This is a genomic window from Psychrobacillus sp. 05T411 (assembly GCF_056396485.1).
This window is the reverse complement of sequence record NZ_JBFTLO010000033.1, coordinates 1-12,875: the sequence shown is the minus strand read 5'-3', so window position 1 is coordinate 12,875 and position 12,875 is coordinate 1. Positions and strand designations below refer to the sequence as shown.

The 12,875-nt window shown below is 37.5% G+C and carries 12 protein-coding genes; 2 read left to right on the top strand and 10 right to left on the bottom strand.

What is annotated here, in order from left to right:
- Positions 1 to 27 precede the first annotated feature (27 nt).
- The 5 genes from accA to AC1DFT_RS18125 form a co-directional block, all read right to left on the bottom strand.
- Positions 28 to 981 (bottom strand): acetyl-CoA carboxylase carboxyl transferase subunit alpha, encoded by a 954-nt coding sequence (gene accA / locus AC1DFT_RS18145; RefSeq protein ID WP_478160594.1) that lies wholly within the window; start codon positions 979 to 981, stop codon positions 28 to 30.
- Complete coding sequence (gene accD / locus AC1DFT_RS18140; RefSeq protein ID WP_478160592.1) at positions 975 to 1,844, bottom strand: acetyl-CoA carboxylase, carboxyltransferase subunit beta; 870 nt, start codon at positions 1,842 to 1,844, stop codon at positions 975 to 977. The genes accA and accD overlap by 7 nt, the downstream gene beginning before the upstream one ends.
- On the bottom strand, positions 1,841 to 2,485 hold the full coding sequence (locus AC1DFT_RS18135) for a FadR/GntR family transcriptional regulator (protein WP_478160590.1): 645 nt from the start codon (positions 2,483 to 2,485) through the stop codon (positions 1,841 to 1,843). Before AC1DFT_RS18135 ends, accD begins: the two co-directional genes overlap by 4 nt.
- Before the next feature lie 109 nt (positions 2,486 to 2,594).
- A complete protein-coding gene (gene dnaE / locus AC1DFT_RS18130; RefSeq protein ID WP_478160588.1) occupies positions 2,595 to 5,654 on the bottom strand; it encodes a DNA polymerase III subunit alpha in 3,060 nt (1,019 codons plus the stop codon).
- A gap of 15 nt (positions 5,655 to 5,669) precedes the next feature.
- Positions 5,670 to 6,599 carry a DHH family phosphoesterase gene (locus AC1DFT_RS18125; protein WP_478160586.1) on the bottom strand — a complete coding sequence of 310 codons (930 nt, stop codon included), beginning with the start codon at positions 6,597 to 6,599 and terminating at the stop codon, positions 5,670 to 5,672.
- 105 nt (positions 6,600 to 6,704) lie between these two features.
- Here AC1DFT_RS18125 and AC1DFT_RS18120 point away from each other — a divergent pair, with 105 nt between their 5' ends.
- Positions 6,705 to 7,013 (top strand): YtpI family protein, encoded by a 309-nt coding sequence (locus AC1DFT_RS18120; RefSeq protein ID WP_478160584.1) that lies wholly within the window; start codon positions 6,705 to 6,707, stop codon positions 7,011 to 7,013.
- Between the two features lie 38 nt (positions 7,014 to 7,051).
- On the opposite strand, the gene AC1DFT_RS18115 is transcribed toward AC1DFT_RS18120, so the two are convergent.
- Together AC1DFT_RS18115 and AC1DFT_RS18110 are read right to left on the bottom strand one after the other, a co-directional pair.
- The gene (locus tag AC1DFT_RS18115) at positions 7,052 to 8,359 is read right to left on the bottom strand and encodes a DRTGG domain-containing protein (RefSeq protein ID WP_478160582.1); all 1,308 of its coding nucleotides are present in this window, start codon (positions 8,357 to 8,359) and stop codon (positions 7,052 to 7,054) included.
- 55 nt (positions 8,360 to 8,414) lie between these two features.
- The gene (locus tag AC1DFT_RS18110) at positions 8,415 to 9,104 is read right to left on the bottom strand and encodes a metal-dependent hydrolase (protein ID WP_478160580.1); all 690 of its coding nucleotides are present in this window, start codon (positions 9,102 to 9,104) and stop codon (positions 8,415 to 8,417) included.
- 113 nt (positions 9,105 to 9,217) lie between these two features.
- Between AC1DFT_RS18110 and AC1DFT_RS18105 the strand changes: the two genes are divergently transcribed.
- Positions 9,218 to 10,309, top strand: a complete 1,092-nt coding sequence (locus tag AC1DFT_RS18105) for a M24 family metallopeptidase (RefSeq protein ID WP_478160578.1) — start codon at positions 9,218 to 9,220, stop codon at positions 10,307 to 10,309.
- Between the two features lie 31 nt (positions 10,310 to 10,340).
- Here AC1DFT_RS18105 and AC1DFT_RS18100 read toward each other — a convergent pair whose 3' ends face one another.
- From AC1DFT_RS18100 to ald, 3 genes are all read right to left on the bottom strand, one after another.
- Positions 10,341 to 10,694, bottom strand: a complete 354-nt coding sequence (locus AC1DFT_RS18100) for a fluoride efflux transporter FluC (RefSeq protein ID WP_478160576.1) — start codon at positions 10,692 to 10,694, stop codon at positions 10,341 to 10,343.
- Positions 10,691 to 11,047: a fluoride efflux transporter CrcB gene (crcB, locus tag AC1DFT_RS18095; RefSeq protein ID WP_478160574.1), complete on the bottom strand. Its 357-nt coding sequence runs from the start codon at positions 11,045 to 11,047 to the stop codon at positions 10,691 to 10,693. The genes AC1DFT_RS18100 and crcB overlap by 4 nt, the downstream gene beginning before the upstream one ends.
- Before the next feature lie 77 nt (positions 11,048 to 11,124).
- The gene (ald, locus tag AC1DFT_RS18090; RefSeq protein WP_478160572.1) at positions 11,125 to 12,240 is read right to left on the bottom strand and encodes an alanine dehydrogenase; all 1,116 of its coding nucleotides are present in this window, start codon (positions 12,238 to 12,240) and stop codon (positions 11,125 to 11,127) included.
- Positions 12,241 to 12,875 lie beyond the last annotated feature (635 nt).

Genomic DNA, 12,875 nt, shown 5'->3' with positions numbered 1-12,875 from the left:
AAAATGCGTCACTATAGACGCATTTTTTTATTCGTTGAATTCTCCAATATGTTTAAACTTATTATAACGGTTATCTATTAACTCTTCAGCAGAAAGTTTAGAAAGCTCGCGAAGAGAGTTGATTAGTACATCTTTCATGTACATTGCTTGTGCTTCTGAATCTCTATGGGCACCACCGTATACCTCGCGAATAACTGCATCAATAATATTCATCTTTTTTAAATCAGGTGCAGTAATTTTCATCGCTTCTGCTGCTTGCTTTGCAAGTGATGCATCTTTCCACAAAATAGATGCTGCTCCTTCAGGAGAAATAACGGAGTATGTAGAGTTTTCCAACATATGAATATGATTGGCTACCCCAAGTGCAAGTGCACCTCCACTTCCACCTTCTCCAATGACAACACTAATAACCGGCACTTTTAAACCAGCCATTTCTACTAAATTTCTGGCGATTGCTTCACTTTGACCACGCTCTTCCGCCGCTTTGCCTGGATAAGCACCTTTTGTATCGATGAAACAAATGATTGGACGATTGAATTTTTCTGCTTGCTTCATTAAACGTAATGCTTTCCGATACCCTTCTGGATGTGGCATACCGAAATTACGTTTAATATTTTCTTTCGTATCAACTCCACGCTGATGACCAATAATCGTAATAGGTTTACCATCAAATAATGCTATTCCGCCAATGATCGCTGCATCATCTCCGTAAAGACGATCTCCATGTAGCTCGATGAAATCAGTGAATAAAAGTTGAATATAATCTCTTGTTGTCGGTCGACTTGGATGACGAGCAACTTGCACTCGATCCCAAGGCTCCATATTTTCATATATTTCTTGTTCTAATCTTTGTAATCTTTTTTCTAAATTTGTTATTTCTTCCGTCATATCCACTTCTGCATTAACTGTATACTCTTTTAACTCTTCAATTTTTGCTTTTAACTGAACAACTGGTTCTTCAAACGGCATAGTTTTTACCATTTAGAAACCTCCTTACTCATATGCATACGGACAAGTGCTGCCACATTGTCGCGCATATCTTTTCGATGAATGACTGCGTCTAGCTGACCATGATCCATTAAAAATTCCGCAGTTTGAAAATCCTCTGGAAGTTTTTCACGAACTGTTTGTTCGATAACTCGTCGTCCTGCAAATCCGATCAATGCTTTAGGTTCCGCAATGTTAATATCTCCAACAGATGCAAAACTAGCCGATACGCCACCGGTTGTTGGGTGCGTTAAAATGGAAATATATAAAAGTCCGTGATCACTATGTCTTCTTAAAGCTACAGAAGTTTTCGCCATTTGCATTAACGATAAAACACCTTCTTGCATTCTCGCTCCACCACTAGCAGTGAAAATAATGAAGGGAATTTGCAGCTCCGTTGCTTTTTCAATAGCTCTCGTAATTTTTTCTCCGACAACAGAGCCCATAGAACCCATTCTAAAATGGGAATCCATTATGGCTACAACTACTTTTTGACCGTCTAATTGGCCCACACCAGTAAGTACTGCTTCGTTTAAACCAGTTTTCTTTGCATCTGATTTAATCTTTTCCGTATAGCTTGGAAAATTTAATGGATTTACTGTTTGTAAATGATCATCCATCGATTGAAATGTGTTTTCATCTAAAAAGATTTCTACTCGTTCATATGCAGTCATTTTCATGTGATGATCACACGTCGGGCAAACTTTTAAGTTTTTCATTAAATCTTTTGTGAAAACATTTTTTCGACATTCCGGGCATTTCATCATAATTCCTTCTGGTACATCGTTTTTCGCTTTCTCAGTTGGTATTGTCGCATACCTCTTTTTTTGATTTTTTCTAAATATATCTCGAATCATTTTATTTCTCCCCTATTCATTAACAATTTCCATTCATTATAATAGGATATTGCTTGTTGCTCATTCCCAACTTTTAAATTGTTCAAAAGTAGTTTCCATACTTCTTTCTCTTTTACATTCATCGAACTACGATAAGGTTCACCTGCAAATTGTTTCAATAAAAACCAAATTTTCAAAGCTAATCTATTATTAGATAGTATAATTATTTCTCGGATGATGTCTTCTTGAATCATTTCTTCCTTTAATTTATCTAAAAAAGCGTCCCAAATCGATTGTCTTTGCAGTTGTTCGGTCATGCATATTGTCCGAATGGATTCTTTTTCTAAAGCATGCATCGTTGTATGCACATCTTTTTTGGATCTAGCATCCTGCAATATAAAAGTAGATAATAATTCCACTAACTGGTGTTTTCGAAAATCAGAAAGAAAAGTTCCTTCTCCCCGTCTAGTTTCTATTATTCCAAGCAATTCTAAACTTCTAAGTGCTTCCCTAACGGTTGAACGTCCAACTTGTAAACGCTCCGCAAGCTCTCTTTCGGATGGTAATTTGCCACCCACCGGAATGTTTTCATCATGAATGAGTTGTCTAAGTTGTTTCACTATTTCTAAAAACATTTTTCTCGAGTTATTATTTGGGATCATCCAATCCTCACTCTTCCATTAATTACAAAGTGGTCTGACCACTCATAGTTAATAGCATACAAAAAAATAAGGAAAACGTAAAGAAAAAACTGTACAACATATGTACAGTCTATAGTGAAACTTGTTTTCCTATTATTTGAGTTCGACCATTGCGTCGCTCCGATTTACCTTCTACTACAATGATGGCAAGTTCTTCTAACAAGGAATTGTAATTTGCATAATCGTCTGGGAAGAGCGTAACAGATATCCCTCCCGTTTCATCTTGAATCGTGATAAAAGCCATCGATTCTCCTTTTTTGGTTCGTATCTTTTTAATATCTTGTATTAATCCGACTACTGTCACTTTGCCATCCCTCGATGATTGAAGTACATCCCAAATATTAGTTACTTTCTGCGAAATATTCTTTTTCTTTGAAACCGTCGGATGCTCTGAAAAGTATTGACCTAGCACTTCTTTTTCAAATTGAAGCTTTATCATTAATGGCAATTCATCGGTTCTAATATATTTTGATTTTCCAAAATGAGTAGCATTTCCTTCAAATAAGTCAGTGTCTTCTGTAGGACTAATGAGTTCTGCATATTTTACAGCGGCATCTAGTGTTGCAAGCAAAGTAGAGCGCTCTTCTTGAAAATTATCCAGTGCGCCTGCTTTAATAAGTGGTTCCATATTTTTCCTAGTAAAGTGGATAGCAGATAAATCCGCAGCTAGATCAAAAAGATCATCCCACTTTTTTGTTCCGTTCGTTCTTAGTTGCAATAATTTTTGGGTAAAGGCATGTGAAACTCCTTTAATCGCTTGTAAACCAAATCTTACACCATTACCTTCCACTGTGAAAAAGCTATAACTATTAAATATGGAAGGAGGAAGTATTGGAATTCCTTTTTGCTTCATTTCCATTACTAGTTGATTGATTTTGTCTTGATTGCCAGTTGCTGTGCTAAGTAATGCACAATAAAATTCAACAGGGAAATGGGCTTTTAAAAATGACATTTGGTAAGAAATGACACTGTATGCTACCGCATGGCTTTTTGGAAAACCATAATCTGCAAAACGAACGATCAGATCATATACAGATGAAGCAGCCTGTTCGGAATGACCTAGTTGTATTGCTTTTTGTACAAAATGGGTTCTTTCTTTTTGCAGTATATCCCGATTTTTCTTACTTACTGCTCTACGGAGTAAATCTGCTTCTCCAAAAGTAAATCCCGCCATTTGGGATGCAATTTGCATAATTTGTTCTTGATAGACAATTATGCCATACGTTTCTTGTAGAATCGGCTGTAAAACAGGATGTTCGAATGTCACCGGTAATTGACCTAGTTTTCGTTTCGCATAAAGTGGAATACTTTCCATTGGACCTGGTCTATAAAGAGCATTCACGGCTACAATGTCTTCGAATTTAGACGGCTGAATTTGTTTTAGCGCCTGACGCATACCCGCAGATTCTAGTTGAAAGACGCCAGTTGTATCCCCGTTTCGTAAAAGCTGAAAAGTACGCTGATCATCCATAGGAATCTTATCAAGTGAAAATGAAGGGGTCTGATTTTTATAGATAATTTTTAAGATACGTTCAATTATAGTTAAGTTTCTTAGTCCGAGGAAATCCATCTTTAACAAGCCAACCTGCTCTACTTCTTTCATCGGCCATTGCGTTAAAAACAAATCGTCATGCCCCATTTGAATTGGAACTACATCTACTAAAGGAATGGGGGATAAGACAACTCCAGCAGCATGCGTAGAGGCATTTCTAGGCAACCCTTCTAGTGCAAGTGCAACCTCGAACCACTTTTTTCGTATTTCTTCTGTTTGTATAAACTCACGAAGCTTTTGAGATTGTGCAAACGCCTCTTGCAATGTAATGCCGTTTTTGTTCGGTATAAAAGAAGAAATTGCTTCTAACGTAGAAGATTCAAAACCAAAGATTCTAGCAACTTCCCTTGCTACTGCCTTTGCGGATAATGTACCAAATGTTATTATTTGCGAAACATAGTTTTTTCCATACTTTTCGGCAACGTATCGGATAACTTCCATTCTTCTTGAATCTGCAAAATCAATGTCAATATCGGGCATCGTAATACGTTCCGGATTTAAAAAACGTTCGAATAAAAGACCGTAATGCATAGGGTCCACGTCTGTTATAAAAAGAGAATAGGCAACAAGTGAACTTGCAGATGACCCTCGTCCCGGACCAGTTAAAATACCTGCTCTTTTAGCAAATTTCATAAAATCTTGCACGATTAGAAAATAGTCTTCGTAATTCATTTCATTAATAATTTGTAGTTCATAATGAAGCCGCTCTTTGTATTGTTGTGTCACTTCGGCTAAACGAGCGTGTAAACCTTCTTCACAAAGTGCTCGCAAATATTCCTTTGCATTTTGCTGTTCAGGTACAGGAAATTTCGGCATAATATGCGCCTGTTTGTCGAATTCGACATGGCATCTTTCTAGCATTGACTTCGTATTTCCAAGCCATTGAGGAACGTCCGAAAACCATTCTGCCCATTCTTTTTCTGTCAACACATGATAAGAATCATCCGTAGGTTTTAAGCGATTACGATCAGTCATTTTTAATGATTGATCCATAGCATTCAAAACTTCAAAAGCAAAGGCATCTTCTTTTTGTACATAACGACTTTTATGATAAACAGTGATGGGAATAGAGAATTCCTTCGATGCTTCTATTATGTCGTCTTCTACATTTTGCTTTAGGCCATTTGTTCGCTCTACCCCAATATACAAATTATTACTTCCTAATAGATCGTTCAACTCCTTTAATGAGCCTGAAGTAAACTGTTTATCTCCTTTATAGACAGCAATAATGCCAGCTTTATATGCTTGAAGCCATTTCTTTGGAAGCTCCGTAAGTTCTCTCGTTTCTAAACTACTAGAAATTTTCAACAGACTTTCGTAACCTTTATTATTTTCCGCATACATAAGGAGCGGAATACATTTTTCATCTAATTGGACCTGTATCGACAGTCCAATAACTGGGTGAATATGATGTTTTTTCATCTCATGCCAAAAAGGCATAATGCCATACAAAGTACTATTTGTAATGGCAACTGCCTTTGCGTTATTGCTTGTTAACTTTTCAATAAGTGGCTCCAATTGAATTGTACTTTTCAGCATATCCGCTGATGTCACAATTTGTGGATATACTGTTTCCATATAACACACCTCAATTTACAGCTTTTTTAAATCTTCAATTACTAGGTCAGCTTCTTCCCAAGTTTGTACAGAAGCACCTGCGGCAAGTGGATGACCACCGCCACCATATTTTTTCGCTAGCATGTTAATGACGGGACCTTTCGATCGCAAGCGAACACGAATTGTATCCGCATCTTCTATGAAGAATACCCAGCATTTCATCCCTTTCACATCTGCTAGCACGCTAACTAACAGAGAAGCTTCCGAATCAGATACATTGTATTCCTCTAACAATTCCCTTGTTAGTTTCATATATCCCACGCCGTTATCATCCATTTCAAAGTTTGCGTATATATGTCCTTTTAATTGGAGGAGGTTGCTTTCTACTTCATACATTTCATTAAACAAATTTGTACGATCAAAGCCATAAGAAATTAATCGCCCCGCAAATTTCATCGTTTGTTCTGTCGTGCTTTGGAACATGAATCGACCGGTATCACCTACAATTCCTGCATAAAGAAGTCTTGCAACAGTCGCATTCATTTTCCAGTCTTTATAGTCCTTGCCTTCTACAAATAGCTCACAGATCAATTCACTTACAGAGCTCGCATTTGTATCGACCCAAAGTAAATCTCCATAGGCATCATCATTTGGATGATGATCAATTTTTATAAGTAAGCTTCCTAATTTATAACGTTCATCATCTATTCTTTCCGTATTTGCTGTATCCGTAACAATGATTAATGCATCTGTAAAGTCCTCATCCTTCACTGTATCTGGACGGGCAAGAAAGTCTAAAGTATGTTCATGTGTTCCTGTTGCTAGTACTTTTTTGTTGGGATAATTTAGGGAGATTAACTCTTTCAGTCCAATTTGAGATCCGTAAGCATCTGGATCTGGCCGCACATGGCGATGAATAATAATTTTATCAAAGCGTTCGATTGTGTCGATGATTTGTCTTTTCATTTTATTTCTCCTTTGATAGTCAAGTTTTCCATTCGCATTTTTTGAAATTTACTATTACAATATTAGAAGGATATGATAAAAGTTTCACTTTATTGGAGGTTCATAATGATTCTTAATGTTATATTAATATGTGCAATAGTTGTCTCATTTGTTTGGTATTTCTATTTTAAAACGAAGCAGTTGCGGACACATTTACCAATTCGTAAAAAATGGTTTGCTGCAAGGGCGTCTGTATGTCTTGGTGCTTTCATGTTATTCTTTGGTATTAACTTTTTAAATATTTACCAATCCTCTGTTACTTACGCTGTTTCTGGTTTGTTTGTCTTAATTGGTGGTTATTTTATGTATCATAATTATAAAGCGAGCAAACATTATAGGCAGTTCGTTGAAGAAGAACTAAGATTAAATCAATAAGTATTAGAATGATGCAGCCTTTGTAGCTGCATCATTTTTTATCTCTCGAGCAGTTGATATGTGAGCATTGCTTTTCCTACTAATTGTTTTTCATTGAAAACTTCTATGTCCATTTTTGCCACTTTTCTACTCATTTCTAAAACTMTAACATGTACACGGAGAATACTTTCCAATTGGATTGGCTTCGTATAATAAATGGTCATGTTTTCCACAACACTCTCTCCCCGTTTACGAATCTTCAACGTTTGAGAGCCAGTTTCTGTTACTAATATGGTAAAGGCACCATAAGACATTGCGCCAAAATGGTCAGTCATTTGAGGGGTTACTTCAAATTCAAATATAAATTCCTCGGTGGATATTGCTTTTATTTGTTGTTTCACAATATCATCAATAGTTTCACCATTTTGTGGTTGCCTAGACGCTGCTTGCAAAGCTTTTAATACGTCCTGTCTGCTAATAACCCCTTCCAGATTATTATTATCACCGACAACTGGCAACAGATCGATTCCTTCCCAAATCATCCGGTGACTCGCCGACGCCACACTAGTTTTCATCGTAGTAGCTATTGGTGTTTTCGTCATCACTTTTTCAATAAGTTCATGATTCTCTTTTCCAATAACATCTCTAGCAGTAACGATTCCAACTAATTTATTTGATTTATCTACTACTGGGAATCCGCCATGTGTCGTTACATCATTCAATTCTCGGTAGTGCTTCACATGATCGTTCGTACGAAGGTAGGCAGTCTTCTCTAGAGGAATATAAATATCCTCAATAAGAAGCACATCTTTTTTAATCAATTGGTCATCAATTGCTCGGTTAATCATCGTTGCAACAGTAAATGAATCATAACTTGTGGAGACGACAGGCAATTCTAGCTCATCTGCTAATTTTTTAGTAGGCTCCGGAACATCAAAGCCTCCTGTCACAAGTATTGCCGCCCCTGCTTGTAGTGCGGTCTCATGAACTTTCAAGCGATTTCCAACAATAAGTAAATTTCCAGGTTCTACATAACGCATCATATCTTCTAATTGCATGGCACCTATTACAAACTTATTCAGCGTTTTATGAAGACCTGTTTTCCCACCCAGTACTTGTCCATCTACAATATTTACAACTTCCGCGAATGTTAAGCGTTCGAAATGCTCTTTTTTCTTTAGTTCTATTCTTATCGTTCCTACTCGTTCAATCGTACTAACTAACCTTCTTGTTTCTGCTTCTTTTATGGCGCGATAGGCAGTTCCTTCACTTACTATTAAGTCTTTCGCAATTTGCCTAACCGATATTTTATCCCCAACAGGAAGTTTTTCTATATATGCTAAAATTTGTTCATGTTTTGTTGTCATGTAGTCACATCCAAACGATTGTTATACGTTTATTGTACCACATTTCCCTTTTTTTCTACTCTCTTGGCAGTTGCACACTGTCCCCTGCATGCAATATTTGTACTTCTGCTGTCTTGACAAGTTCTTTAAAATTATGTGGATCTTGTTTAATCGGAGGGAATGTATCGTAGTGAATCGGTACTACAATTTTTGGTTTTATTAGCTCTGTAGCATATGCAGCGTCTTCTGGTCCCATTGTAAAATTATCTCCAATAGGTAAAAATGCTACATCAATAGTATTTCTATCGCCGATTAATTTCATATCTCCGAACAATGCCGTATCGCCAGCATGGTAAATAGTTTTACCTTCTGCCGTAAATAATATCCCCGCAGGCATCCCTGTATATATCCATTGGCCAGCTTCTGTTGTATACGAAGAACTATGGAAAGCTTGTGTAAATTTCACTGTTCCAAATTCAAAGTCTCTTGCTCCACCTAATCCCATTGGATGCACCTTCACACCTAGAGATTCTATATATTCAGCAAGTTCAAATGGGGCGATAACTAAAGCATCGCTTCTTTTTGCAATTTCCACTGTATCCCCTACATGATCATTATGTCCATGTGTTAATAGAATGATATCTGCCGTTACTTCCGAAGCATTTAAATCTGTTTGTCCATTTCCATTTATAAAAGGGTCTATTAGTATTGTATGTGAATTTGTTTGGATTTTTACTACGGAATGTCCGTGATAACTTATTTGCATATCATTATCTCTCCTTCAAATTTATAATTTACCTCCTGTATTCATTCTACGAGAGATGCGCTAATTCCTTTATTCTGCTATCCTTAATTTATAAATTTAAAAGAGGTGTCTGTATGAATCAAGTACAAAAAATTCAAAGCTTTTTACAAACGAACAATTTGGAAGCGGCCTTCATCACTACTCCAGATAATGTATTTTACTTTACTGGTTTCCGAAGTAATCCGCATGAACGCTTACTAGGTGTCGTTATTTTCAAAGAAGCGGAGCCTTTCATCATTTGTCCGCAAATGGAAATTCCAGATGCGAAGGCTGCTGGCTGGCAAGGTCAAATTGTTGGTCATCAGGATACGGAAAATGCATGGGATATAGTCGTTCAAACGATAAAAGAAAAAGTGGGCGATATTACGACGCTCGCAGTTGAAAAAGCACATTTAACTGTAGAAAGATTAGAAGCTTTAGTAGAAAGAATTCCTAATTTACAAGTTTCAAGAATCGATGAAAAAATTAACGATCTTCGTGTGATTAAATCCGAAGAAGAATTAGTAAATATGCGTAAAGCGGCTGAGCTTGCAGATTATGCAATTGAAGTAGGATGTAAAGAAATTGCGGAAGGGAAAACGGAGCTCGAAATATTAAATGCAATTGAGCTAGCTGTGAAAGAAAAAGGCGCTGCCCAAATGTCGTTCGATACGATGGTACTAAGTGGACCAAAAACTGCTTCCCCTCATGGAACACCAGGAGAACGCAAAATCCAAAAAGGCGACTTTATCTTATTCGATTTAGGTGTCGTTTATAATGGCTATTGTTCTGACATTACTCGCACGGTTGCTTTTGGAGAGCCAACAGCAGATAAACGAGAAATTTATGAAACAGTTCGACGTGCAGAAGAAGCTGCTGTACAAGCTGTAAAACCAGGAATTACTGCAATGGAATTAGATAAAATTGCACGTGACGTCATTACCGATGCAGGATACGGGGAGTACTTTACGCACCGTTTAGGCCATGGACTTGGAATTTCTGTACATGAGTTTCCATCTATCACTGGTGTAAATGACATGAAATTGGAAACCGGTATGGTATTCACGATCGAACCTGGCATCTACCACCCAGAAATTACGGGCGTTCGTATTGAAGATGATGTTGTTGTTACGGCGGACGGCGTGGAAGTTTTAACGAAGTTCCCGAAAGAACTACAAATACTTTAATGCATAGGAAGCACTCTTCTAAGGGTGCTTTTTATTTTCCTAAAAAATAGCCAAGACAAGCAAGACCTAGTCCTCCTGCGTAAGTAATCACAAAGTACAGTATCCATTTTCGTGGATATTTTTGAAGAATGAACAGTTCTTTATGGAGTGTAGAAAATGTTGTGAAAGCTCCGAGAAATCCGCTACCAATAAGTAATACATAAATATCCTTTAATGCCACGTTTAAAATGAATCCAAGAAGAAATGAGCCGACTAGATTAACTGCAAGCGTTCCAAGAGGCAAACGATCTTCTACAGTGTTGTTCCATTTTTGAGAAATATAATATCTTGCAATCGCTCCTAAAAATCCTCCAGCTCCTACAGCTAGAATATAATAGACATTCATTCGGTCACCTCTTTTTTCCATCCTAAATTACTCATCAAAATACCACCCACGATACTTACCACTACATATAAGAAAGCCATCCATACTTTTCCTTGTTCAAACATTTGGACAGTTTCCACACTTAAAGCCGAAAAAGTAGTAAACGCTCCTAAAAAACCTGTCCCAATCACGGTCTTTAACTGATCAGATAAAAAGAAAACTTTAGAAGTTAAATAAGCCAAAGCGTAACAACCAACTAAATTAACGACTAATGTAGCAAATGGAAAAAGAGAATTTGAAAGAAAAATAATCCCTATTAAATAACGGGAAATAGCTCCTAAAGCTCCCGCTAACCCAATATATAAGTAAATCAATTACACCAACTCCATTATGTTGCAAAATTAGAAATCACCCAAATCCATACAGAATTGGGTGATAGCTTATCCTATTATTAATTCAAAAGTGTAGCAGCATCCGTATAAGGTAATCCTTGTGCTTCTGCCACTGCTTTAAATGTTATATGTCCTGCTAATGTATTTAGTCCCTTTTGCAATGCTAGATTATCTAAGCAAGCTTGTTTATATCCTTTATTGGCAATTTGAAGTGCATAAGGAACAGTCGCATTAATAAGTGCCATCGTAGACGTTCTAGGAACTGCACCTGGCATATTTGCCACTGCATAATGCACAACTCCATGCTTTTCATAGGTTGGATTATCATGTGTTGTAATACGGTCAGAAGTTTCGAAAATTCCACCTTGGTCAATAGCAATGTCGATTACAACAGAACCTGGAGACATAGATTTAATCATTTCTTCTGAAACAAGCTTCGGTGCTTTTGCCCCTGGTATCAGAACCGCTCCAACAACTAGATCTGCCTCTCTTACCGCTTCTCCGATATTATATGGATTAGAGATTAACGTTTGTACTTGGCTACCAAATAAATCTTCTAGTTGACGAAGACGATCTGGATTTAGGTCAATAATCGTCACTTGTGCGCCCATACCTAACGCCACTCTAGCCGCGTTTGTACCAGCAATACCACCGCCTACAACCGCTACCTTCGCTCGAGGAACCCCTGGCACCCCACCAAGTAAAATCCCTTTACCACCGTTAATTTGTTCCAAATATTGTGCACCGATCTGCGTTGCCATACGTCCTGCCACTTCACTCATCGGTGATAGCAATGGAAGTGTATTATTAGGCAGCTGCACTGTTTCGTATGCAATAGCAGTTACTTTCTTTTCCAGAAGTACTCTTGTCAAATCATCTTCTGGTGCTAAATGTAAATAGGTGAAAAGAATGGATTCTGCTCGGATAAGATCAAATTCTGCATGTGTCGGTTCTTTTACTTTCATCACCATTTCTTGATCCCATGCTTCTTTTGCCGTTTGCACGATTGTTGCTCCAGCGTCGATATAATCCTGGTCTGTGAAGCTAGAGCCTAAACCTGCTCCAGTTTCAATATACACTTCATGATTAAAATGTGTTAAGCTCACTACCCCAGCAGGCGTCATTGCCACACGGTTTTCGTTGTTTTTCGTTTCTTTCGGAATTCCAATACGCATTTCTATATCCCCCTATGTAATACGATATTGTTGGATGAATGATTCGTCTAGCTACGTTAATCACTTTCGAACAATACCATTTTATCACTTCTATATTCATAATGCTTCAATAATTTGATTAATATAAGCGCTCTGTGCAAATTCTCATAAAAATATTTTCAAGGGACAGAAAACACTTTGGACTATAATTGTATATTTTGGTTTGCTTTGCACGAAATGATCGCTATACTATTATCGAAAAAAGGCTATAATTCTCTACCCCTACCCAAATAGCAAATGGAAATGATTTTTATTAATGAGATGTCGCACATAATAGGGAAACTGCGGCGTAAAGAGTCTTATAAGGTGGCCACTATGATTTTCGCTGCTGTCGGACGCTTTCCGCCGGGTGAGCCATGAGCCATCCCCGCCGCTTTGGCGTACGTTGGGATGGCTCATTTGCCTACTCATCCGGCAGGAGTCGCCGCCAACAGCGAAAATCAACAGAAAATGCTTACGTATTAGTGCCGACTAGCTAAAAACCAAAACTTTATATAGATTTTCAAATATGTGGTTCCAGAAAATGGATTAGGGCGATCAACTGTTCATGGAAAGCAACCAATTCTACTAGGAAAGCAATCAAATCAGTGCAAGTG

Coding starts and splice junctions, on each gene's coding strand:
- ald (WP_478160572.1), bottom strand. CDS start 12,240: ATGCGTATTGGAATTCCGAAAGAAACGAAAAACAACGAAAACCGTGTG.
- AC1DFT_RS18110 (WP_478160580.1), bottom strand. CDS start 9,104: ATGCAAATAAGTTATCACGGACATTCCGTAGTAAAAATCCAAACAAAT.
- AC1DFT_RS18100 (WP_478160576.1), bottom strand. CDS start 10,694: ATGAATGTCTATTATATTCTAGCTGTAGGAGCTGGAGGATTTTTAGGA.
- dnaE (WP_478160588.1), bottom strand. CDS start 5,654: ATGGAAACAGTATATCCACAAATTGTGACATCAGCGGATATGCTGAAA.
- AC1DFT_RS18105 (WP_478160578.1), top strand. CDS start 9,218: ATGAATCAAGTACAAAAAATTCAAAGCTTTTTACAAACGAACAATTTG.
- accD (WP_478160592.1), bottom strand. CDS start 1,844: ATGATTCGAGATATATTTAGAAAAAATCAAAAAAAGAGGTATGCGACA.
- AC1DFT_RS18120 (WP_478160584.1), top strand. CDS start 6,705: ATGATTCTTAATGTTATATTAATATGTGCAATAGTTGTCTCATTTGTT.
- AC1DFT_RS18125 (WP_478160586.1), bottom strand. CDS start 6,599: ATGAAAAGACAAATCATCGACACAATCGAACGCTTTGATAAAATTATT.
- accA (WP_478160594.1), bottom strand. CDS start 981: ATGGTAAAAACTATGCCGTTTGAAGAACCAGTTGTTCAGTTAAAAGCA.
- AC1DFT_RS18135 (WP_478160590.1), bottom strand. CDS start 2,485: ATGATCCCAAATAATAACTCGAGAAAAATGTTTTTAGAAATAGTGAAA.